At 52.0% G+C, this 19,256-nt stretch carries 19 protein-coding genes; 2 read left to right on the top strand and 17 right to left on the bottom strand.

All coding sequences use genetic code 11. From position 1 onward, the window contains the following. Positions 1-149: 149 nt before the first annotated feature. The 4 genes from ABID47_RS31950 to ABID47_RS31935 all read right to left on the bottom strand — a co-directional run bounded on the left by ABID47_RS31950 (position 150) and on the right by ABID47_RS31935 (position 3,196). Complete coding sequence (locus ABID47_RS31950) at positions 150-1,349, bottom strand: DUF4179 domain-containing protein (RefSeq protein WP_354503099.1); 1,200 nt, start codon at positions 1,347-1,349, stop codon at positions 150-152. Next, positions 1,324-1,908, bottom strand: a complete 585-nt coding sequence (locus ABID47_RS31945; RefSeq protein WP_354503097.1) for an RNA polymerase sigma factor — start codon at positions 1,906-1,908, stop codon at positions 1,324-1,326. The genes ABID47_RS31950 and ABID47_RS31945 overlap by 26 nt, the downstream gene beginning before the upstream one ends. Before the next feature lie 217 nt (positions 1,909-2,125). Further along, positions 2,126-2,608 carry a nitroreductase family protein gene (locus tag ABID47_RS31940; protein ID WP_354503095.1) on the bottom strand — a complete coding sequence of 161 codons (483 nt, stop codon included), beginning with the start codon at positions 2,606-2,608 and terminating at the stop codon, positions 2,126-2,128. A gap of 12 nt (positions 2,609-2,620) precedes the next feature. Beyond that, complete coding sequence (locus ABID47_RS31935) at positions 2,621-3,196, bottom strand: nitroreductase family protein (protein WP_354503092.1); 576 nt, start codon at positions 3,194-3,196, stop codon at positions 2,621-2,623. Positions 3,197-3,759: 563 nt separating this feature from the next. Between ABID47_RS31935 and ABID47_RS31930 the strand changes: the two genes are divergently transcribed. After that, on the top strand, positions 3,760-4,323 hold the full coding sequence (locus tag ABID47_RS31930) for an NAD(P)H-dependent oxidoreductase (RefSeq protein WP_354503090.1): 564 nt from the start codon (positions 3,760-3,762) through the stop codon (positions 4,321-4,323). 84 nt (positions 4,324-4,407) lie between these two features. Here the strand turns inward: ABID47_RS31930 and ABID47_RS31925 are convergent, their stop codons facing one another. Next, positions 4,408-4,767 carry a winged helix-turn-helix transcriptional regulator gene (locus ABID47_RS31925; RefSeq protein ID WP_354503088.1) on the bottom strand — a complete coding sequence of 120 codons (360 nt, stop codon included), beginning with the start codon at positions 4,765-4,767 and terminating at the stop codon, positions 4,408-4,410. Between the two features lie 130 nt (positions 4,768-4,897). After that, on the bottom strand, positions 4,898-5,731 hold the full coding sequence (locus ABID47_RS31920) for a hypothetical protein (protein ID WP_354503086.1): 834 nt from the start codon (positions 5,729-5,731) through the stop codon (positions 4,898-4,900). Positions 5,732-6,152: 421 nt separating this feature from the next. On the opposite strand from ABID47_RS31920, the gene ABID47_RS31915 reads away from it, so the two are divergent. Further along, a complete protein-coding gene (locus ABID47_RS31915) occupies positions 6,153-7,091 on the top strand; it encodes a tyrosine-type recombinase/integrase (RefSeq protein ID WP_116230437.1) in 939 nt (312 codons plus the stop codon). 125 nt (positions 7,092-7,216) lie between these two features. Here ABID47_RS31915 and ABID47_RS31910 read toward each other — a convergent pair whose 3' ends face one another. The 11 genes from ABID47_RS31910 to ABID47_RS31860 form a co-directional block, all read right to left on the bottom strand. Next, positions 7,217-8,626, bottom strand: a complete 1,410-nt coding sequence (locus tag ABID47_RS31910; RefSeq protein WP_354503083.1) for a sulfatase-like hydrolase/transferase — start codon at positions 8,624-8,626, stop codon at positions 7,217-7,219. Further along, on the bottom strand, positions 8,619-9,506 hold the full coding sequence (locus ABID47_RS31905) for an AraC family transcriptional regulator (RefSeq protein ID WP_145019436.1): 888 nt from the start codon (positions 9,504-9,506) through the stop codon (positions 8,619-8,621). The genes ABID47_RS31910 and ABID47_RS31905 overlap by 8 nt, the downstream gene beginning before the upstream one ends. A gap of 30 nt (positions 9,507-9,536) precedes the next feature. Beyond that, positions 9,537-10,955, bottom strand: a complete 1,419-nt coding sequence (locus ABID47_RS31900; RefSeq protein WP_354503080.1) for a sulfatase family protein — start codon at positions 10,953-10,955, stop codon at positions 9,537-9,539. A 14-nt stretch (positions 10,956-10,969) separates the two neighbouring features. Further along, a complete protein-coding gene (gene cysC / locus ABID47_RS31895; protein ID WP_354503077.1) occupies positions 10,970-11,524 on the bottom strand; it encodes an adenylyl-sulfate kinase in 555 nt (184 codons plus the stop codon). Positions 11,525-11,540: 16 nt separating this feature from the next. Then, positions 11,541-12,545, bottom strand: a complete 1,005-nt coding sequence (locus ABID47_RS31890; RefSeq protein WP_354503075.1) for a Gfo/Idh/MocA family protein — start codon at positions 12,543-12,545, stop codon at positions 11,541-11,543. Continuing rightward, on the bottom strand, positions 12,542-13,960 hold the full coding sequence (locus tag ABID47_RS31885; RefSeq protein WP_354503072.1) for a sulfatase family protein: 1,419 nt from the start codon (positions 13,958-13,960) through the stop codon (positions 12,542-12,544). The genes ABID47_RS31890 and ABID47_RS31885 overlap by 4 nt, the downstream gene beginning before the upstream one ends. A 33-nt stretch (positions 13,961-13,993) precedes the next feature. Continuing rightward, complete coding sequence (locus tag ABID47_RS31880; protein WP_354503070.1) at positions 13,994-14,797, bottom strand: sugar phosphate isomerase/epimerase family protein; 804 nt, start codon at positions 14,795-14,797, stop codon at positions 13,994-13,996. A gap of 49 nt (positions 14,798-14,846) precedes the next feature. Next, on the bottom strand, positions 14,847-15,953 hold the full coding sequence (locus tag ABID47_RS31875; protein WP_354503068.1) for a Gfo/Idh/MocA family protein: 1,107 nt from the start codon (positions 15,951-15,953) through the stop codon (positions 14,847-14,849). Between the two features lie 168 nt (positions 15,954-16,121). Next, positions 16,122-17,030, bottom strand: coding sequence for a carbohydrate ABC transporter permease (locus ABID47_RS31870; protein WP_354503066.1), 909 nt, complete (start codon positions 17,028-17,030; stop codon positions 16,122-16,124). Beyond that, entirely contained in the window at positions 17,027-17,893 is an 867-nt protein-coding gene (locus ABID47_RS31865; protein WP_145133505.1) for a carbohydrate ABC transporter permease, read from the bottom strand. The genes ABID47_RS31870 and ABID47_RS31865 overlap by 4 nt, the downstream gene beginning before the upstream one ends. A 21-nt stretch (positions 17,894-17,914) precedes the next feature. Next, positions 17,915-19,246, bottom strand: coding sequence for an ABC transporter substrate-binding protein (locus ABID47_RS31860; RefSeq protein WP_354503061.1), 1,332 nt, complete (start codon positions 19,244-19,246; stop codon positions 17,915-17,917). Between the last annotated feature and the right edge of the window lie 10 nt (positions 19,247-19,256).

The following is a 19,256-nucleotide window of genomic DNA, read 5'->3' as shown; positions in this document are numbered from 1 at the left end:
AAGATGACCCCCGACGAATTCAGAGGTCACCTGCTTGCTGGTTAAGCTTAGGGCTGTTTCTTTTAAACTGTCCACAATCCGGGTCACAGTTCAGAGATGGAATAAGAGCTCTTTTTTTGCAGAGTTTATCACCTTTTTTAATTGGCTTGTTACTGGACGACCGGAATCGTCATTTCGAGATCTTTATGATAAGTTTTAATTGGTTCCCCCTTACTGTCGGACACGATGGTCCAATCCTTTTTCACAGTCAATGTATAAGGCTTGATCGTAATGGAGGTCGGCGTTTTGTCAAACGGCTTGTATGCCTCATCTTCATGGTATTCGGTACCCGGCCTGCTGTTGAAGTATCCGATCAAGTTCTGCTGCACCGGATTCCCATCCTGGTCCACGATGTCGTAGTACATTTTGCTCGGGCTTAAATCTCCTGTTTGCTCTGATGTCACAGGAACGCTGCCTTTGCTGTCCAGAACAAGACGTGTCGTTACCGGCGTCAACTCAAGCTGCTTGACCGTATAGCTGAAGCCGCCGCTGCTTTGCGTTTGATCCGGATGAAGGACGACCGAACCTTTCGCCAGGTTTTTGACCGGCACGACGAATTCAAACGGCTCTTGGATCCCGGAGACGTTCAGTTTTACGGACATGTCGAATGCTTCAGGGAGGTTCATTTCAGACAGGCCCTTCATAATTTCAAACATGGCCATATTGTGGATGTCTTGTCCGTCCTCCGTTTTGCCTACATCTTGTGAGAACATGCCGAAAAATTTGTTCTTTCCTTGAATGGTAACATCCGGCATATAGATATACCCTTTTTTCTGCTGTTCCAATGGAACGGTCTGGATCAGGTTCCCCTTCTCATCCTTCGCCCCTGCCGGTGGATAAGGGGAGATTATCGTGTCGTCGTCTACGCCTTGACGTTCAATGACAAATGCAAGCCGGTTTCCATCAAACATCACCTCTTTAATGCTGAGCGTCACCCCGTCCCTGGTTACACTCAGGTTCGGCGCAGTAGTCAGTCCTGTAGTACTTGCCTTCTGCAAAGTGCTGTCCGAATTGTATTGGAACACACTGCCGATCCACGGCACGTTTTTCAAGGCATCCGCCATGACTGGGGACACGAAGCCGCTTCCCATCACCACACCTCCAAGCATGGCTGCAGCGGTTACGCTAATCGCCGCCTTTTTCTTCCAGGTTCCTCTTCCGATACGTTCGCTTCTGCTGGATCTACTCATTTCATTCAGCCTCTCCATAATTTGATTGGCGTAGCTTTCTTGCGGCATTTCCTTTTGCTTAACCGTTCTCCGCAAATGCGCCATCAGCTCTTCTTCAGTTAGATCTGACCATTCGTTCATGGGTTATCCCTCCTTTGATCTTCTTTTGCAGAATCAGTTTTTTCCGGACACGTTCGAACTTTTTGCGCAGGGTTGCCGGTTTGCAGTCCATAATCTGTCCGATCTCTTCGAAGCTGTACTGCTCCACTGCCCGCAGAAGCACGAGATGCCTTTCTTCCGGCTTCAAACTCATCAGCAGCTCTTCCACCTCTGGTACGCTGTCCTTTTGGTGCTGATTCTCCAACTGCCGAATCTCTTTTTGGAGAGATAACGTCTTCTTTTGCCGGCTCTTCTTTCTGGTCATGTCCATGCAATGGTAGTAAGCAACTTTATACAACCATGAGGAGAAGGAAACCTGGTGCTCATATTTATGGATGGATTGATACACCTTGATGAAAATTTCCTGCAGCGCGTCCTCCGCTTCCTCACGGTTCTTCAAAATGTAATAACAATACGTATAAATCTGACGCTCAAACGTACGGATGATGTCGGCAAATGCCTGCTTATCACCTTGTTTGACGCTTTCTACAACGCTCTCGATAGGTTGTGTTGACTCTTCCCCGGGGTTGAGGTATTTCATGGCATCACCTCCCTTGTTGTCCCATCCTCACCCTGTATAACGTTTGGCAGGCTGCCGAATGTGACATCGGTCCGAAATAAAAAAATCCCTTTTCGGAAAACACGCTTTCCGGAAGGGACGCTGAGAAGGATTTGGATCTTTGACGTACTCCTTTAAACATTCCCCCAATTAGATGCATCAGGAGCGAAAAAGGTTATGCAGCTTGAACATTTACCAATTACAGTAATTCAAAGTTAAGCTCCGGTGAATGAGCAGCGGTTACCGGCTCTATTGGTTGCTCCAGATAACCCAATTCCAGAACGGCGACGATCCGCTCCTCTTGGTGAACACCAAAACGATGGGCGGATGCTCGATCATAAATCCAGTCGTTCATCGTCATTTGGACGTGGAGATTGCTCTCCTGAGCAAGCATATGGAAATTTTGCATAAGGCAGCATGCGGCCGCGAAGTCTTCTTCCCTTTTATGAGGATCGCGCTCTTCTTTAATTACCAGGATCAAATAAGTCGGCGCCTCCTCCTGTAATCCGGCCATGATGTCTGTGCTGCCTGACCCGATAAATATAAAACGCCACGGCTCCCGCAGTCCGTCGTTCGGAGCCCATACGGCCACATTTAACAGATCCAGGACGTGACTTTCAGGTACGGGCCGATTGCTGTAGTTTGATGTAAGTCCTGTATTTGTGACATCGGTGATGTTCATGGGTTCGCCTCCTTATTCCGATATGATCGTCCATTTCTTTTCTGCACGTGTCCTGGCTCTGGCTTTCGGTATTTTGTCAAAATAGCCGAGGTGTAAAATTCCCACCAGTTTCTCCGTTGGTTTCATTTGGAAAAGGTGGAATAACTCCCGGCTCTGCATCATCGGCTCCGTGTCCCATAGGGTACCAAGCTGCCGCTGCCAGGCAAGCAGCTGGAAGTTTTGCATGATCCCGCAAACTGCAGCATAATTCATGTCATTTGTCCTTCTGTCCTCGTTCGTGCTGGCAATAACAGCCAAATGACCGGGTATTTCTGTGACTCTTTTTCGGACAAAATCCCGAATTTTTTCCGGCAGCCATTTGACCAATTTGTTCTTCACCAGAGGTTCAAGCATGCAGACAGCAAGACGCTCCCTGGATTCCGCCGTTCCTGCATATACGCACCGGTAACTTGCAGCCTCGCCGGAAGGATATGGATATAAGTCCTGCGCTTCGCGGAGCAGCTCCCGCACAAGTTCCTGATCCACCTCGGGAGAAGATTTAAACCTGCGGATGCTTCGGCGCTCTTGGATGATTTTCGCCCATTCCATGATTCGAACCCTCCTGTTCATTCAGACTTGAAAACCGCCTATGTTGTGCTTCCTCCACTACTAACCAACGCATTACAGCCTCGCGTCACTCGTCGGTTCCATGTACTTCATCCCTGCTCGCTGTTTTGAGTTGGTTAAACACATTTGTTTCGTTTGAAACAAAATATGTACGTGAAAAGAATGCTACTTATGTTGCCTTTAACATATTTGTGGAATGATCTAATTTTCATAATCGATCCGTCCCTTGAATAAGAAAATGTATGCTTTGAATAAATAAGAATACTGGTTGTAACAGTTAAAACTATTCCGATCCTCCCAATTTTTATTCATACGAAACAATATTATTGTATAGATTTACCCGACCCCTGTCAATTCCGTTTCATCGCTTGTATCGGCCATCCAGCTTGGATACAGCGACGTAAGTTGTTAAAGGCTTCTGTTCATGACGCAGTTCACACTTACCAGGATGTTAGTACCTGTACTAAAAGTGCGTACTTACAGCGTGGCGAGGTATTTTTTATACTCAATACGAAGTCATTATCGAACAAAGGAGTTCCAATCTGATGAAAACCTTAGTGATCGTAGCGCATCCAAGCATTGAAACATCTGTCATTAATAAACGGTGGGTCCAAGAGCTCCATAAATACCCGGAAAAATACACGGTCCATGACTTGTACAAAGCTTATCCTGACCAATCCATCGATGTGGAAAAAGAGCAGCGGTTGGTGGAAACGCATGACCATTTGATGCTGCAGTTTCCAATCCAGTGGTTCAACTGTCCGCCGCTCCTGAAACGATGGCTGGACGAAGTGCTGGCATACGGCTGGGCTTATGGTTCGAACGGTGGCGACAAGCTAAAGAACCGCAAAGTCGCCCTTGGCGTCACTGCAGGGATCAAAAAAGCGGATTACAGCGAAACAGGCAGGTACCGGTATACACTTGAGCAAATATTGGTCCCGTTTGAAACGACCTTCCGGTACTGCAATGCGGATTATCGTTCGGTTTTTGCATTCTACGGTACGGAGAGCGAGCCTGGAGAAAATGTGCCGGGAGCGGATGCTGATCAGCCTGTGGACGAACTGGAACAAAGCGCGCAGGACTATTTGAAGTTTATCGACTCCCTCTAAACCGGCAAATGGATTTGGCCATTAAAAAAGAAGTATCTCCCTGTACGGGAAATACTTCTTCAACTGAGCCGTATTACGGGATGCCTATCGCTGAACAGCCTCAACGCCGGGAACAAAGTTGTTCTCCCCCCACTCGCACATCAGATTCAGGACAGGGATGAGGGAAAGACCCCGTTCGGACAACGAATATTCGACCTTCGGGGGAACCTGAGGAAATTCCTTGCGTAAGACCAGGCCGTCCGCCTCCATTTCTTTTAACATGACGCTAAGTGTTTTAAAGGAAATGGTTCCGATACTCCGCTGGAGTTCATTAAAACGCATCACATGGTGTTCGGACAACCAGTACATAATGATCATTTTGTATTTGCCGCCGATTAAGGACAGCGTATATCCAAATCCGGTGTCTTTGAGCTTAACGCCGCCCGGAACACAGGTTTCCCGCACAGGAGCACCTTCCTTTCGCCAAGACGATCTGTCTTCATTATATATGCTAAGTTCTTCAGCGTAAAAGGATGTGCAGGGGATAAAGACCGCTTGCCCGGTAATCGATGCTTACCCATCAAAAGATGCTTACCTATACATTTCTGCCGTATGCCTCAATCTGCGTCAGGGCCGGAAACGGCGTCTCATCGCCTTTGATCAAACGCTTGAGCACCAGCCATTCGACCGTGCGGGGAGAGATGTCAAAGTATTGGATGCTGCGGATTTTTGCAGGATAGAGCTGCTCCTCTGACCCGTCGGAAAAAGCAACTGTTACTTCTTTCCACCAGCTGTCATGCGGAAAATCGCCGCGCAATACGAGGCCGAGCCGGTCAATCTGTACCTTACGTCCGAAATCCAGTGTCAGCTCGGCATCCGGCTGCTGGTTAATTCCCCAGGATTGATACGGGTAAGAACCGTGGCTGTAATTGGCATAGACGCCGTCGATAGCGCTGCGGGCAAAGAAGGTCGGCTCGTTTCGGGTTTCAACATTCGCATGAGCATGCGGGAAAGCGCCCGAGTCCTGCTTCTGGTCATGAGGGTTTAAGGCCAGATTGCGGTACTCGCTGATCTCATTCTCCGTCGCATACCGGGCAGTAACATAATGCTTCGATCCGGCAAAAGCGTTCTCGGGATACGCTCGTTTGTACGCCAGCGGAATCTCGTATTCCCACGTGGTTCCCTTAACATAAATTAAAGACGGATTGAGCGTCTCATCCATCTGAACCACGATATACGAATCCGGCTGTTCCATCGTGACTCTAAACTTGTCGCCCTCAGCGTACTCCACATGCTGGCAGGCCAGATACGTAAACCTTTCTTCTTCCCGTTCCATCAAATGGACATGCGTCGTTTGCGAATCGCTGTACTCCTCCGTCCTCACTTCATCTTGACGATTCAATAACTCGAGCTTGATTGTCGGCATCATTGTTCTCTCCCCATTTCAGAGTATCAAATGAACTTGATTGGATTGATATAAACTAATAAGAACATTATATAACGGTTCATATGAACCCTAAAGAGATTTTTTAAGATTATAGAATTTATAAATTTCAGCGAAGCTGAACCATTCTATAATCGCAAGAAAAACTTCAGCTAAACGCGGTCTGACTTCTTTGAAGGTACGTCGATAGACGTTTTTCTTATCATCATTTGGTGATCCTTCAGCTCATTGGGCAAGAAAATGGTTGTACAGGGTACGACAGACCCTTAATCGGCCTAAAATCCGGTCCCCCGTTTATTTGTGCCAAAAGCGCCCTAACTTACAGCTTTTTTTGTTATACTAAAATTGCATTAAATCTATATTTAATGCAATTTATCTTTAAATCGATCAAGTGGGTGCCAAGCTGATGAAATATACGGAAGTTTTTGAGCAATATGAACGCGAAACGAAGTTGTTTGTTTCCTATATGAAGGATCGTGAATATTCACAAGAAACGCAGAATGCTTACTTTCATGATCTCAAGCATTTCTTGACGTCGCTGGACGGCAAAGCCGTCTCTGAAGTTTCGGAGATCGATGTGATGTATTTCCTTACTCGTGTCCGTGAAAGCGGCGCAGGCGCCCGGTACCGCAACCGGTGCCAGTCGGCCATCCGCCTCTTTTATAAAGTCATGATTCGATTCAAGCTAACGGACCATAATCCGGCCATGAATATTGAAAAAGCAAAGGTTGAGAAGAAAAAACAGCCCGTGTATCTTCAAAAGCAGTTTCTCGATGCATGCCTGGGACTGGTTGAAGGAAGATATATGATTCGGGACGTTGCGATCGTTGCCCTGATGGCCTATGCGGGACTTCGTGTCAGTGAGATCGTGAAGTTAAACATTTCGGACTTCGATCAGGAAGGGAACAACATCGGTGTGCTCGGAAAAGGCGGGAAATGGCGCTACATCCCCCTCCCTGCCGAAATGACCAACTTACTGCAAACCTGTCTGAGCGAGCGGATCTCTCCCCGGAATCCCAAGGAAACGGCATTTTTTATTTCCCAATTCCGGCGCCGTATCAGCAAACGAATGGTACAGAGTATCGCGGAAAAAACCTTTCAAGCCCTGTTCGAAAAGTATCCGCATTTATCGGGAAGAACGCTGTCCGCCCATAAGCTGAGACACTCTTTCGCTACGGATTTGCTGCACAACGGAGCCGACCTGCGGACGGTTCAAGAGCTGCTTGGCCATGAGGATATTTCCACGACCCAGATCTACACCCACGTATTGGATGAGGCCAAAGAGCGTGCGATGAATAATATCCGGCCGGCCATTCCAGGGGAGTTGTTGAATGGACAAGCTTAAACGGGCGGCAGAATTTATTTGGGGAACGCAAAAAGCTCCCGAATGACCGACCTGAGATGTGCAGGTCTTTTCATTGGGAGTATGAAGAACATAAGCTAATCTTGAGCCGATGGGGTCATCCGATGCTAATCGTTCAGCTTGGCGCCGCCCAGCAGCTGCCTCTGCATCCACTGGTTCGAGACGAGCGCATCCCCGTCCGCCTTTAGCTGATGATACAGCCGAGAGCGAAGTTCTTGCAGGATGCTGGCATGCTCCGCATCGCTGACGACATTATTCAGCTCGCCGGGATCAGATTGCAGCTGATACAATTCGTCGATATCCGTTGGATTCCAGATGTATTTCCACTGCCTGGTCCGGATCATACGCTGCGTATACAGTCCGAACTGCTGACCGTTGTATGTGGATACAACCGCGTCCCGCCACGGCTCAGTCAGTCCCTCGCCGGCAAGCAGCGGAAGCAGCGATTTCCCCTGCAGATGGCCGGGGTTACATAACTCAAGTCCCAGGATGGACAGTAACGTCGGAGGCAGATCCAGAAAATTATACACGAAATCATCGCAGGTTTGCCCGGGCTGCCGAACGCCGGACCAGCGAATGATGAGCGGCACCCGAACTACATCGTCATATAAAATATAGTGCTTATCCATCATGCCGTGCGAGCCGCACATATCACCGTGGTCGGCGGTAAAGATGACCATCGTATTCTCTGCGGCCCCCGTGCATTCCAGCGCATCCAGCACTTTGCCGATGGCCTCGTCAAGCTGACTGATCAATCCGTAGTACCGGGCAACAATGGGCGCCCAGTCATCCCATGTAAAATGCTCCACGCCCCAGCTGAGCTGCTGCTGCCGCTGGATGTACGGCTTGCCCGCCAGTGTATCCCTGAATCCTTCCCATTCCGGCATGTCAGCGGGATCGTACATGTCATCATACGGCGCGGACGGCCTGCACGGCAGGTGCGGTTCTGAGAAATGCAGCGCCATGTGCCAAGGCTTCCCACTGGATTGTAGGCGTTCCAGTTCCGCAGCTGCACGGTCTGCAAACCAATGCGTCTTTGCGTCCTCCAGCGGAATGGGATTACTCTCGCCGAAGTATCCGTTTGTAAAATGCACGTCCGGGTACTTTTTCTTCGCATATTCGTCGTACTCCGCTTCACCGAGATACGAATGATAGCCGTAGGCCGTCGCATCGTAATCGGGATTCACACCCCATTTCCCCAGGTAGGAACAGGAATACCCGTTCTCTGCAAGCGTCCTCGCCCAAGTGAAGGCGTCAGGAGGCAGCGCCGCAACAGGAAGCGCCCCGCTGTAGTTCCACAAGGCGCCAAACGTTTCCGGCCGGCTGCCATGAAGCAGGGACTGCCGCGCCGGGCAGCAGACCGGCAGCACGGAGTACGCATGCGAGAACGCCGCGCCGCCTGCAGCGAGCCGGTCCAAATTCGGCGTGCGGACCGGATACTTACCACTGTAGCCCACGCAGTCGTAGCGAAGCTGGTCCGCGGTGATCAGCAGTACATTGGGAAGCTGATTACGCATGGGCACCGCTCCTGAACTCGCTCGGTGAGCAGCCGGCATGCCGCACGAAAAGCCTGCTGAAGAACGACGGATCGTCATAGCCGACGCTGGCGGCCACGGCAATCACCTTCTCGTCCGATTCGGCCAGCATCCGCTTGGCCCGTTCAATCCGGATTTCATGGAGGACGTCGAATACACTCTTGTGGAATTCTTCCCTCATGATTCGGTTAAGCTGGCGGGTGCTGACGTTAAATAAACCGGAAAGGGATTGGAGCGTAATTTTTTTATCGAAGCTGCGCTCCAAATATCCATAGATCCGGCGGGCTGTCATCACCCGGTCCAGCTGGCGCGGCGAAGCATAGCTTTTACGGCTGTGCATTAGCGCGTAATATCGAGACAGGAGCACCAGCAGCTCCACCAGCTGAAGCTTGATCACCGTCGTATGCCCAAGGACACGCGCCCCGATTTCCCGGATCATGCTGTCAAGCAGCGTAAGGACGGAAGCCGCTTCCTGTCCGAGCAGGTTTAAATGATGGTTGAAACGGACGTCATGCTTCAGGAAAGGATGCACATAGAAGTAATCCATCGAAGTGGTAATCTCCAGCTCCCTGAGCAGGGCGTCCGAAATGAAGGACGGCATGAACAGACAGTTGATGATTTCCATCTTCTCGCCTTGCTCCACGTCATAGGCATGTGTCTCGCCCGGGTTGATGATAAACACGTCCCCTGCGCGGATGTCATAACGCGTTCCTTGAAAGATATGACTCCCTTTTCCCTTCACGACATAGACGAGCTCGACGAATTCATGCCCATGCTCAGCAAGCGATCCCTGCTCGGTCCGTGTGATCCAGAACGGAAATTCTTCCTTCATGAAGCCCCGGCTATTAAGAATTTCCTGCACACCGCAGCACCTCCTTCTGACCGTTAGCCATTAATGGCAGGACGAAGCTGCCTGATCAAACCGCTCCCGCCGCGGATCCCGCTGCCATTCGTCCCAGCTCATGCCGGAAGCCGACAGAATTTGCTCGATCCGCCTCCGGAACGGCAGCCCTGCCTCGGCGAGCTGCCGCATCATTGGATCCTCGCGGCCGCCGAGCTTACTGCTGACCCAATCGCCGATTTCCTGTTCGAATTGGTCGGCGAGCTCCGGAAGCTGATCCGCCAAATTGTCGTTTTCCGCGGGGTCGGCGATCAGATCGTACAGTTCCCTTGGCGGACGGGTGAACGGCCCCGCATCGTACGTACGGATGAACTTGTATCTCGGTGTCCGGATGGCTCTGGCTGCCTGCCAGGCGCATTCACTCAAGAATACTTTCTCCGCCGTCCCCTCGGCTTCCCCTCGAATCGCCGGCCATAAACTTTTGCCGTCCAACCCAATAGGATCTGCTAGCGGAGCAAGGTCAATATGTGAAGGGAGCTCTTGACGGATGGACTCCAGGACGGTCGGCAGCAGGTCTACCTGCTGAACCAGCCCATGCACTCTCTTTCCGGATGGAATTCTGCCCGGCCAACGCATGATGAGTGGAACGTGGACGGTCGGTTCGTACAGTCCACAGTGGTCCCAATATATATCGTGCTCCGTCAGACTTTCCCCATGATCCCCGAAAAGAATCAGCAGGGTATCCTCGACAATTCCCAGTTTTGCCAGATGGTCGTCCAGCTCCTTCAACCGGTCGTCCAAATACCGGATTTCGGCGTCATAGAGCGCATTATAATAAGCACTGTCCGTTACCGGGCCGACCAGATCGTAGTGGTGGTGTTTGAAAAACGGATATGCCGGGTGATTATACGCCCGCTCCATGCTGCGGTTGGCCGGATCATAGGGATCACGGCCGCTGTCGTAAAATTCGGGAACATAGTCTGCCGGCGGCAAATAAGGCGTGTGGGCATCCCAGTAATGGAGGAACAGAAAAAAATGGTCCTCCCGATGCGCCTCAATCCACGGAAATGCCAGCTCGTTGACAGTCACGCCGTCGATCCACCGGTTGCCGCCGACGCTGTTCGTATAATAGCGGTAGCCTCTGGCGAACCATTCTTTCAATTGATACAAATTGTCTACCGCCGAGGTCGTAAATCCGGCGCTTCTCAGCATCGTCGGCAGCCACGGCACTGACTTCGGCAGATGCGTCAGCTCGGATCCATGCGATACAACGCCTGTTGTGAGTCCGATTTTGCCTGTGAAAATCCCGGTATGAGCCACTTCTGTCGGAATATCGGCGGCATACGCCCGTTCGAAAAGAACGCCTTGGGCGACGATCCGGTCCATATGCGGACTCGTCGGCTTGGCGTAACCATACCCGCTTAACCGGGAAGCGCGAAGCGTATCCAGCGAAATCATAATGATTTTCATCCGTCTTAGTCCTCCTAAGGAGCTGCCTTTTTTAGCGGTGCCCTGCGATTCAGCCAGGATAGAATCTGATCGCTGTTGTGCTGAAGCGAATGGGATGATGTGCAAATCGTGATGTCGGGATCGGAGGGGATGTCGTAAGGATCGGATATTCCGGTGAAATGCTTCACCTCTCCCCGCCTTGCTTTGGCATACAGGCCCTTCACGTCACGCCGCTCGCATTCCTCCAAAGGACATTGAACATACACTTCGACGAAACCCGGAATTTCTTGCCTTGCGTAGTCTCTCATTTCAGCATATGGCGTGATGGCGGATACGAGCACATGGACCCCGTTACGGGCAAGGAGCTTAGAGACGTAGGCGATTCTTTTAATGTTCTCAAACCGCTCCTCACGGCTGAACCCGAGGCCTTTGCAAATCGTTTCCCGCAGCTCGTCGCCGTCCAGCAGCTCTGCGCGGACTCCTTGCTGCAGCAGCTCATTCGCCACGTAACGGGCCGTTGTCGTTTTGCCGGCGCCCGAAAGGCCGGTAAACCATAATACCGTTCCTTTCTCTTCCTGCCTTATATTCATCCTAAGTACCTCCTGCTTATGGGCTGGTCGGCACCTCTACGGGTATTCCGCCGGACTGATGCGATCGGATAGCCGCTTCGATGACTTCCTGTGCGGCGAGCGCATCCGAGCCGGAAGCCTCGATGTCTTCAGGGGAAGCTCCTCCCTTGATCTGTTCGATAAAGCGGTTGATCCGGTGCTTGAACGTGTCATCAAAACCCTGCATCCCGCCGAACAATGGATTGCGAAGCACCGTAAGTTCATCCGATTGATGCGGATAATACGTCATGCTCTCATAGACGTTGTCGATGACGATCCGGCCTGCGGTGCCGGCCGCTTCACAGAACTCGATCGGGTGGCACATGGAGGCGTCGTAACTGCCGGTTAGATGACCGACTGCTCCTGAATCGAACTCCATGTTGACCGAAACGGTCGACCATGAATTCCGCCCCGGCGCCTTCGTCATGAATGCCTGCACCCGCTTCACGTCGCCTGCGAAGTAGCGCATGACGTCGATGGAATGCGGATGCAGCGCACGCATGTGCAGCCACTCCGTATCCTCCTGCCGGTTCGAAATGGTAAGCCGCATGTTCATATACAGCATGGAACCGAGCTTCCCTTGTTCGATGAGTTCCTTAGCCTTGTACGCGGCAGGCGTAAAGCGGTGATTCAGGTTGCAGGCGAGTCTTACGCCTTTTTCCCGGGCCAGGGCGACCATACTGCGGGCCTCTTCGATCCGGTTCGATATTGGTTTCTCGACGAGCACGTCTTTTCCTGCTTCGATCGCGATAACGGCAGGCTCGAAATGATGGCTCCCTTTCTCAACCCCTGCCGTCGCCACGGCCACCATATCCACAGATTCTGCGGCGAGAAGTTCACGCAGATCCGTGTAGAAAGGAACACTATGCTCGAGTCCCGCCGCTTCAGCGCGGTCCGGCATAAGGTCGCATACGGCGACAAGCTCCGCATCCGGGTGCTGCTTGTAAGCGCGGCAGTGAATTTTGCCAATATGATTCACACCGACGACAGCAACCCTGATCATCGGGATTCCGCCTTTTCCTTCGCCTGCAGCGAACGCGCCTTTTTGATGGACCCGATGTGAAGGGAATCATACACTTCCTGGGACGAGGTGAATTTCTTGCCTGTTCCATGCCAATTCAGATTGGTATAGATCGGGTTGACTCTTTGGGTCTCCTGCTCTCTTCTGGCGATGTGATCCTCCATCCGTTTCGTAAGCAGCGCAACGACATCGGGCTCCTGCTCCGCGACATTATGATTTTCTTCGGGATCAAGAATGAGATTATACAGCTCCACCTCAGGCTTGAAATGGAAGTCCGGTTCAAGCGCCCGGATCAGCTTCCATTCCGGTGTGCGCCAGCCATGCTTGCGCATCCATGTGCACTCGGTGATATAAAATTCGCTGATCCGGTTCCGCTCCTCACCTACGATCGTCTTTCGCAGACTGCGCCCGTCGAACTTCGTCTCCACCGGAATTTCCAGCAGATCCAGAACCGTCGGCATCACGTCCGATATGACCGTGACGTCTGATACCCTCTTACCGGCTGGCACCCGGCCAGGAAACTTGATGATGAGCGGGACGACCAGCGTGCAGTCGTACATCCCATGATGGTCGAAATAACAGTCGTGCTCATACAGCGTCTCACCATGATCGGCGGTGATGATCACAAGTGTGTCATCCTCCAGACCCATCGCGCTGATCTTGGCAAAAATGGTTTGAATGCAGGCATCCATATAGGCGACAGCTCCGTCATACTGCGCGGTCACGTATTCCTGATCGGTGACGCCTTCCGGAATCCAGGATTTCAAAAAATCGACAAACGGTTTGAAAGCGTAGACCGGTTCCATGGAGCGGTTGCCGGGATCTTTCTCGTCACTGCCATAAAACATCCGTTCATACGGAGCGGGCGGCAAATAAGGCGAATGCGGATCCATATGCCGCAAAAAGAGGAAAAACGGTTTGTTGTCCGCTGCCAGACGTTCCAGCTCCGGTACGGCCACTTCGTTCAAATTTTGTGCTTTCGGCGTTCGTCCTGTTTCATCGGGCAGCCAAGCCTCGTAATCCAGATACGTATCGAATCCGCGCGAGGACGGATTGCCGGTAAAACCGATACAAGTCGTGTTATAACCATGATCGCCCAGCGTTTCAGCCAGCGTCTGCACATGATCGCCTAATGGTCCTTCATGGCGGAGTGCCACGACGTCCGTTCCAAATACGTCCATTCCGGTCAGCATAGATGCGTACGCAGGGGTGGTCGGAATGCTGGGACTGAAATGCTTCTCAAACAGAACGCCATCCTTCGCCACGCGGTCGATATATGGGGTCGTCAGCTTTTTGTAACCATACGAGCTCATATGATCGCGCCGAAGGCTGTCGATGCCGAAAATAATGACGTTTGGCTTACGCTTAGGCTCGTTCTTACGTTTACGGTTGCTCATGTCGATTGAATTCACTCCTTACCAAGTATGGATTTACCGCGCACCCAAGTTCTTGAGGATCGCGTTCAAGTAGCCGTACGACTCAGCCGCAACGATGGATACCTGCGCCAGCGAATGCTCCGGTGAAGCGCCGATGACCTCTAACACGACCGGGCCATCGTACCCGCCGTCGACCATGGCCTTGCAGTAACCGTACAAATCGATGTCTCCTCTTCCGCACGCCTGCAGCTCGATTGGACCAGGGCCCTGCTCCTTCCCCAGGCAGTCACGGATATGGATATGTTTTACTCGATTTAACACAGCTGGAAGCGCCTCCTCGGCTTGCTCGCCGGCACGGTGAATATGGCTCGGGTCCATGTCAATGCCGAACGCCGGGGATGGAATCTCTTCCATGGCCCGCAGTGTCGTCGGCGTATTGTGGATCGCGTTGCCTACATGGGCTTTGACGCACAGCGTTACGCCAAATGACGCTGCCTTCTCAGACATGCCGGCCAGCTTATCGATCGATGCGGCGAGGTCTTCCTCGACATTCATCTTGCCCCCTGGACCTACGTTCACGATCGGGATTTTCATCTCGGCGGCTGCTTCGAACGCAGGAAGCAGCCGCTGCTCATCGAGCGATGCCACTTCCGTCGAAAGAAGGGACAGGCCGTTCTCTTGCACGATTTCGAGCAGCTCATTCTTCTGCGCCTTCCAGCGGCTAAGGTCCAGGTGTTCGCACATCCCCTGGATGGCGGCAATCTCGACTCCGTCGTAACCGCAGAGCGCGATTTGCTTTGCCGCTTCCGCAAAGCTGAAATGCTTGAATAATACGGAATTGACCCCTAACTTGATCATCTCGGGTTTTCCTCCTTGGTCTTCGGATAATGGATAATGTCTACGCTGCTTACTTCAAGTACAGCGGATCACCATGCAGCGGCGGCAGCGGATGCGGCCGAACGACTTCACCGCCGAGTTCGTAGGACTCCTGAACCGCATGAACGTATTCCAATACGGCCAGCGCATCGCGGCCGCTGGCGCGCAGCTGGTCCTGAGACACCTTGTTCTCTACGTCCTCCAGGAAGGCGTGCAGCCGGTTGTTGAACGTCCGGTTAAAATCGTTTGTGCCAAAATCGGTGACGACCGGTTCCGGTTGAACGCTGATCGCAGCGATGCCCTTCTCCGCTTTCCAGAATGAAACCTTCTCGACGCAATTTTCGATGCAGAACGTTCCTTTGGATCCAGCCACCTCCAAGCTCCACCAGCCGCCGAGCCCATACACTGCGTCCCCCCGCTGGCTAAGCAGGTATCCTACGCCGCCGTTCGCAAACTTGACATGAATGCTGTTGATGGACACCATCACGTCACCGGCGCTGCGGCGGAACCCCGGCCGGTCCGAGAACGTTTGGATGTGGGTAATATCTCCGCAGAAATGCCGCATCACACTGAACGGATGCGTTAGAAATGCCCGCATGTGAAAATACGGATGTCCGCTGATTTTCGCTGAGCCGGCGGGAGCATAATTCGCTTCGCCGCCGTTAAAGCCCATTTTGGCGAGACAATACACAAACTCGCCGATTTCTCCGCCGTCCATGTAAGCCTTCGCCTTCTCGGCAGGAGCGGTGAAATAATGATTCAGGTTGCATCCGAGATACACCTTCTGCTTCTCTGCGAACGCAACGAGTTCGCGGCCTTCGCGGACATCATTGCACAGCGGCTTTTCGACGAGCACATGCTTGCCGTAACCGATCGCTTCCATCGCCGGTTCGAAATGCCAGCTTCCGTTATCGATCCCTCCCGTCGTAATGTCTACGACCTGCAAATCCGGCTCGTTCTCAATCATGTCCTTCAAGCTGTAATAGGCTTTGACGCCGTGTCTTTCCGCAGCGGCATCCGCCCGTTCCCGAACGACGTCGCATACCGCTACGACATCCGCCAATTCGTCATCCTTATAACAATTGGCGTGGTTATTCCCGATTCCATTCATGCCGATGATTCCGATTTTGACCGCCATTTCTTCATCCCTTTCACGCGTTATTCATTCGTTGCTCCACAAGCAGATGATCTGTAACCGTTTTCTAATAACATCATAATCTCCGTCATTTCCTGATTCATGGTCGATCGGGACAGAAACCGTACCGATCCGGACGATTTGTTATGCACATTTAGCCAGGTCATTCTTCTAGCCTTTGACCGCCCCTGCCGTCATCCCCGCCACGATTTTTTTGTTAAAGAAAATAAAGAGAATGAGCGGCGGGATCGAGATCAGCACGATGTCCGCAAACAGCAGGTTCCACGATGTCGTGAACCGGCTCATGAAATTGTACAGCGTCAGCTGGATCGTGGCGTTGTCCGCGCCGGGGAAAAAGTACAGCGGATTGACAAAGTCGTTAAACACATTGATGGACGTCAGCACAATCACAGTCGAGGTCACCGGCTTCAATAGCGGAAAAATGATGCTCATAAACAACCGGCCGCCGCCGCATCCGTCGATTAAGGCGCTCTCATCGACTTCGCGGGGGAGCGTCGCCACAAACGCTTTGTACAAAATCGCCGCAAACGGAAAATGCAGAGCGACTTCGATAAGTGTGATTCCCGCCAGCGTTTTAAACAAGCCGATGGAATCGAGCACCCAGATCGTCGGCACGATGGCCGGCGGGATCATAAGCCCGGCGAGCACAAGAAAATTAATGAAGGAGGACGTCCTCCCTCCTTCCCTTCGCTGCAGCACGAAGCCGGCCATCGCCGCCACAATAACGAGGATGCTGATGGACAGGACGGTGAGCAGCGTGCTGTTGATGAATGCACGGACCAGCATGTAATCCGAAGCGGTCAGGACGGCTTTATAATTGTCCAGGAAATGAAAGCTGGTCGGCCAAGCCATGCTCATATCCGCGGATTCTGCCTGATTCTTAAGTGAGTTGATGATGACAAAGTAAAAGGGAATCCAAAAGATCAAGGTACTCAGGATAAGTGCCACGATCCCAATCGTGATTTTCCTTACCCGTTTGGATAGCCTGCCGTCAGCGCGCTCGCTCCTGCTTCCGCGGATGCCTTTTATCAACTGATTGCTGCTTATATCTTTGCTCATAAGTTCACCTCGCTTTTCGTCAGGAACTTATAGAGCGGAAACGCCAGCACCGAGACGGCGATGAACAAAATCACGTTACCGGCCGTAGCGAGCCCATAGAAACCGGCCTGGTACTGCTTGTAAATAATGGAGGCGATCAGGTCGGTCGTAAAACCGGGTCCCCCCTTCGTCATCGCCCAAATCAAATCGAAAGAGCGCAGGCCGCCGATGAATGCAAGGATGATGACGGAGTTCATGGCCGGCCGGCTCAGCGGCAGCGTGATGTTCCAAAAAGCGGAATAGTTGTTCCCTCCGTCGATCTTCAGGGCTTCGTAATATTCCTGGGGTATCGCCGATATCCCTGCGATGTAGATGACCGTCGCGACGCCGACGCCCTTCCAGACATCGACCATCGCAACCGACAATAACGCGATTTTCGTATTGCCCAGCCAATCTGGACCAGTTATGCCGAGAGAGGCCAGGACGGTGTTAAACATCCCGTGCGAAGGGTGCATCATCGTGGAGAATGCGATCCCCACAGCGATCGTACTTAGCAAGGTCGGAAAGAAAATAACCGAGCGCAAATAGTTTTTGAACAAAACCCTTGATGTAAGGAAAGCGCCGAGCAGAAGACCAAGCACGACTTTTAACCCGCAGGTCACGACGGCGTACACAAGCGTGTTCCGGAAACCGATGCTCAGCGACGTTTCGGAGAAAAAGGTGGCATAGTTCTCAAAGCCGATGTACGTCCATTTCGTTAAGGTCCATCTAGTCATGCTGAAAAAAAACGACAGGATGGTAGGGAGCAAATAAAAGACGAAGTAAATGATGCCGGCTGGCAGTAAAAAGAAATACGAATACGTTCTCATCTTGGTTTTGGTCATGAAGTTCTCCTTTCTCGGCGGTTACCAGCCAGGAAGGTTCAGCTGCTGCGCCTGTTTCTCCACGTCCTTGTCGTAGTCTTCGGCCCCTTTCTTGCCTGTGCTGATGCCGCTGCCGACGGCGACCGTGATGTTTTCGAGGTTCGGCCCTTTGACCGGGGAGACGAATTCAAGCGCTGGAGCAGTGTGCCCCTCGTCGAAATAATGCTGCATGTCTTTTACGGCACCGTAAGAATCGTCCGGCAGTGTGGCGCCTTTGATCACGTATGGACCCGCCGCTTTCACCTTGGAAGCGAACACGGCCTGCCCTTCCGGAGAGACAAAATAGTCCACCCATTTCTTTGCCGCGTCGGCGTTTTTGGTGTCTTTGTTGATATACAGGCCGCTCGGCATCCATATGGTCAGCCCGTTTACGTCCGCGCTGTCGCTCGGCTGGGCGAAAAAACCGATGTCGTCGATCTGGTCCGGCGTATTGGCCATGATCGTATCGAGTCCGCTGGACAGCATCGGGTAATGCACGCCTTCGCCGGTGGCCAGCATTTTCAGTGCCACATCATAGGTCGTTGCCAGAAAATCCTTATTCATATAGCCCTTCTTGTACACTTCCTCGATCTTCTCGAAGCCGCGGAGCGCCGCAGGCGTGGTTGCATACTTGACCTTGTTGGCCGTGTAATCCGTCGCGAAATTCGGAACCTGCGCCTGAACGTTATAGAAGTCGGCTAGCACAAACAATTGTGAAGTCCATGTATCCTTGTAGGAAGCGAGCACGGCGGTTTTGCCGGCTGCTTTGATCTTTTCGTTGTTGGACATGAACTCATCCCACGTTTTCGGAATGGATAAGCCAAGGTCGGCGTAAACCTTTTTGTTGTAGAGAACGCCCCCTGCATTGGTGGATCCCACAGGAGCACCGTATACTTTACCGTTGGATGTGACTACCGTCTTGAAGGAATCGAGCACATTCGCCATAAATGGTTCGCTCGTAACATCCATAAAGTGCTCCTCCGGATTTAGTGCCAGAAAAAGCGATCCCGTGTTATAGACGAGCAGATCATCCATATCGCCGGTGGCCAGGCGCGTCTTGACCAGATTGTCGCCTTCCCCGCCGTCCGGTTTAATATCGAATTCGATGGCGATATTCAGCTTTTTCTCAGCCTCCGCCGCTACGGCTTTCAGCGCTTCCAGGGTTGTACCTGTGTTGCCGACCATCAACGTCAGCGTCGTCTTTTTCGAAGTTGAACCGGCGTTTCCGGTATCGCCTTCGGCGGCATTGTCCCCTCCCCCGCAGCCTGCAAGCAGCGTGATCATTAACACGATACTGGTAACGAATGCAAGCGGTTTGCTCTTCGTCATCTTCATGATTACACAA

Origin of the sequence: Paenibacillus favisporus (assembly GCF_040545415.1) — a bacterium.
Classification (GTDB): Bacteria; Bacillota; Bacilli; order Paenibacillales; family Paenibacillaceae; genus Paenibacillus_AQ; species Paenibacillus_AQ favisporus.
Note: the sequence above shows the minus strand (reverse complement) of the source record. Positions and strands in the feature narration are given on the sequence as shown.

Bases quoted from the DNA above. Each gene is read 5' to 3' on its own strand.
- ABID47_RS31950 (WP_354503099.1), bottom strand. From the start codon at position 1,349: ATGAACGAATGGTCAGATCTAACTGAAGAAGAGCTGATGGCGCATTTG.
- ABID47_RS31945 (WP_354503097.1), bottom strand. From the start codon at position 1,908: ATGAAATACCTCAACCCCGGGGAAGAGTCAACACAACCTATCGAGAGC.
- ABID47_RS31940 (WP_354503095.1), bottom strand. From the start codon at position 2,608: ATGAACATCACCGATGTCACAAATACAGGACTTACATCAAACTACAGC.
- ABID47_RS31935 (WP_354503092.1), bottom strand. From the start codon at position 3,196: ATGGAATGGGCGAAAATCATCCAAGAGCGCCGAAGCATCCGCAGGTTT.
- ABID47_RS31930 (WP_354503090.1), top strand. From the start codon at position 3,760: ATGAAAACCTTAGTGATCGTAGCGCATCCAAGCATTGAAACATCTGTC.
- ABID47_RS31920 (WP_354503086.1), bottom strand. From the start codon at position 5,731: ATGATGCCGACAATCAAGCTCGAGTTATTGAATCGTCAAGATGAAGTG.
- ABID47_RS31915 (WP_116230437.1), top strand. From the start codon at position 6,153: ATGAAATATACGGAAGTTTTTGAGCAATATGAACGCGAAACGAAGTTG.
- ABID47_RS31910 (WP_354503083.1), bottom strand. From the start codon at position 8,626: ATGCGTAATCAGCTTCCCAATGTACTGCTGATCACCGCGGACCAGCTT.
- ABID47_RS31900 (WP_354503080.1), bottom strand. From the start codon at position 10,955: ATGAAAATCATTATGATTTCGCTGGATACGCTTCGCGCTTCCCGGTTA.
- cysC (WP_354503077.1), bottom strand. From the start codon at position 11,524: ATGAATATAAGGCAGGAAGAGAAAGGAACGGTATTATGGTTTACCGGC.
- ABID47_RS31890 (WP_354503075.1), bottom strand. From the start codon at position 12,545: ATGATCAGGGTTGCTGTCGTCGGTGTGAATCATATTGGCAAAATTCAC.
- ABID47_RS31885 (WP_354503072.1), bottom strand. From the start codon at position 13,960: ATGAGCAACCGTAAACGTAAGAACGAGCCTAAGCGTAAGCCAAACGTC.
- ABID47_RS31880 (WP_354503070.1), bottom strand. From the start codon at position 14,797: ATGATCAAGTTAGGGGTCAATTCCGTATTATTCAAGCATTTCAGCTTT.
- ABID47_RS31875 (WP_354503068.1), bottom strand. From the start codon at position 15,953: ATGGCGGTCAAAATCGGAATCATCGGCATGAATGGAATCGGGAATAAC.
- ABID47_RS31870 (WP_354503066.1), bottom strand. From the start codon at position 17,030: ATGAGCAAAGATATAAGCAGCAATCAGTTGATAAAAGGCATCCGCGGA.
- ABID47_RS31865 (WP_145133505.1), bottom strand. From the start codon at position 17,893: ATGACCAAAACCAAGATGAGAACGTATTCGTATTTCTTTTTACTGCCA.
- ABID47_RS31860 (WP_354503061.1), bottom strand. From the start codon at position 19,246: ATGAAGATGACGAAGAGCAAACCGCTTGCATTCGTTACCAGTATCGTG.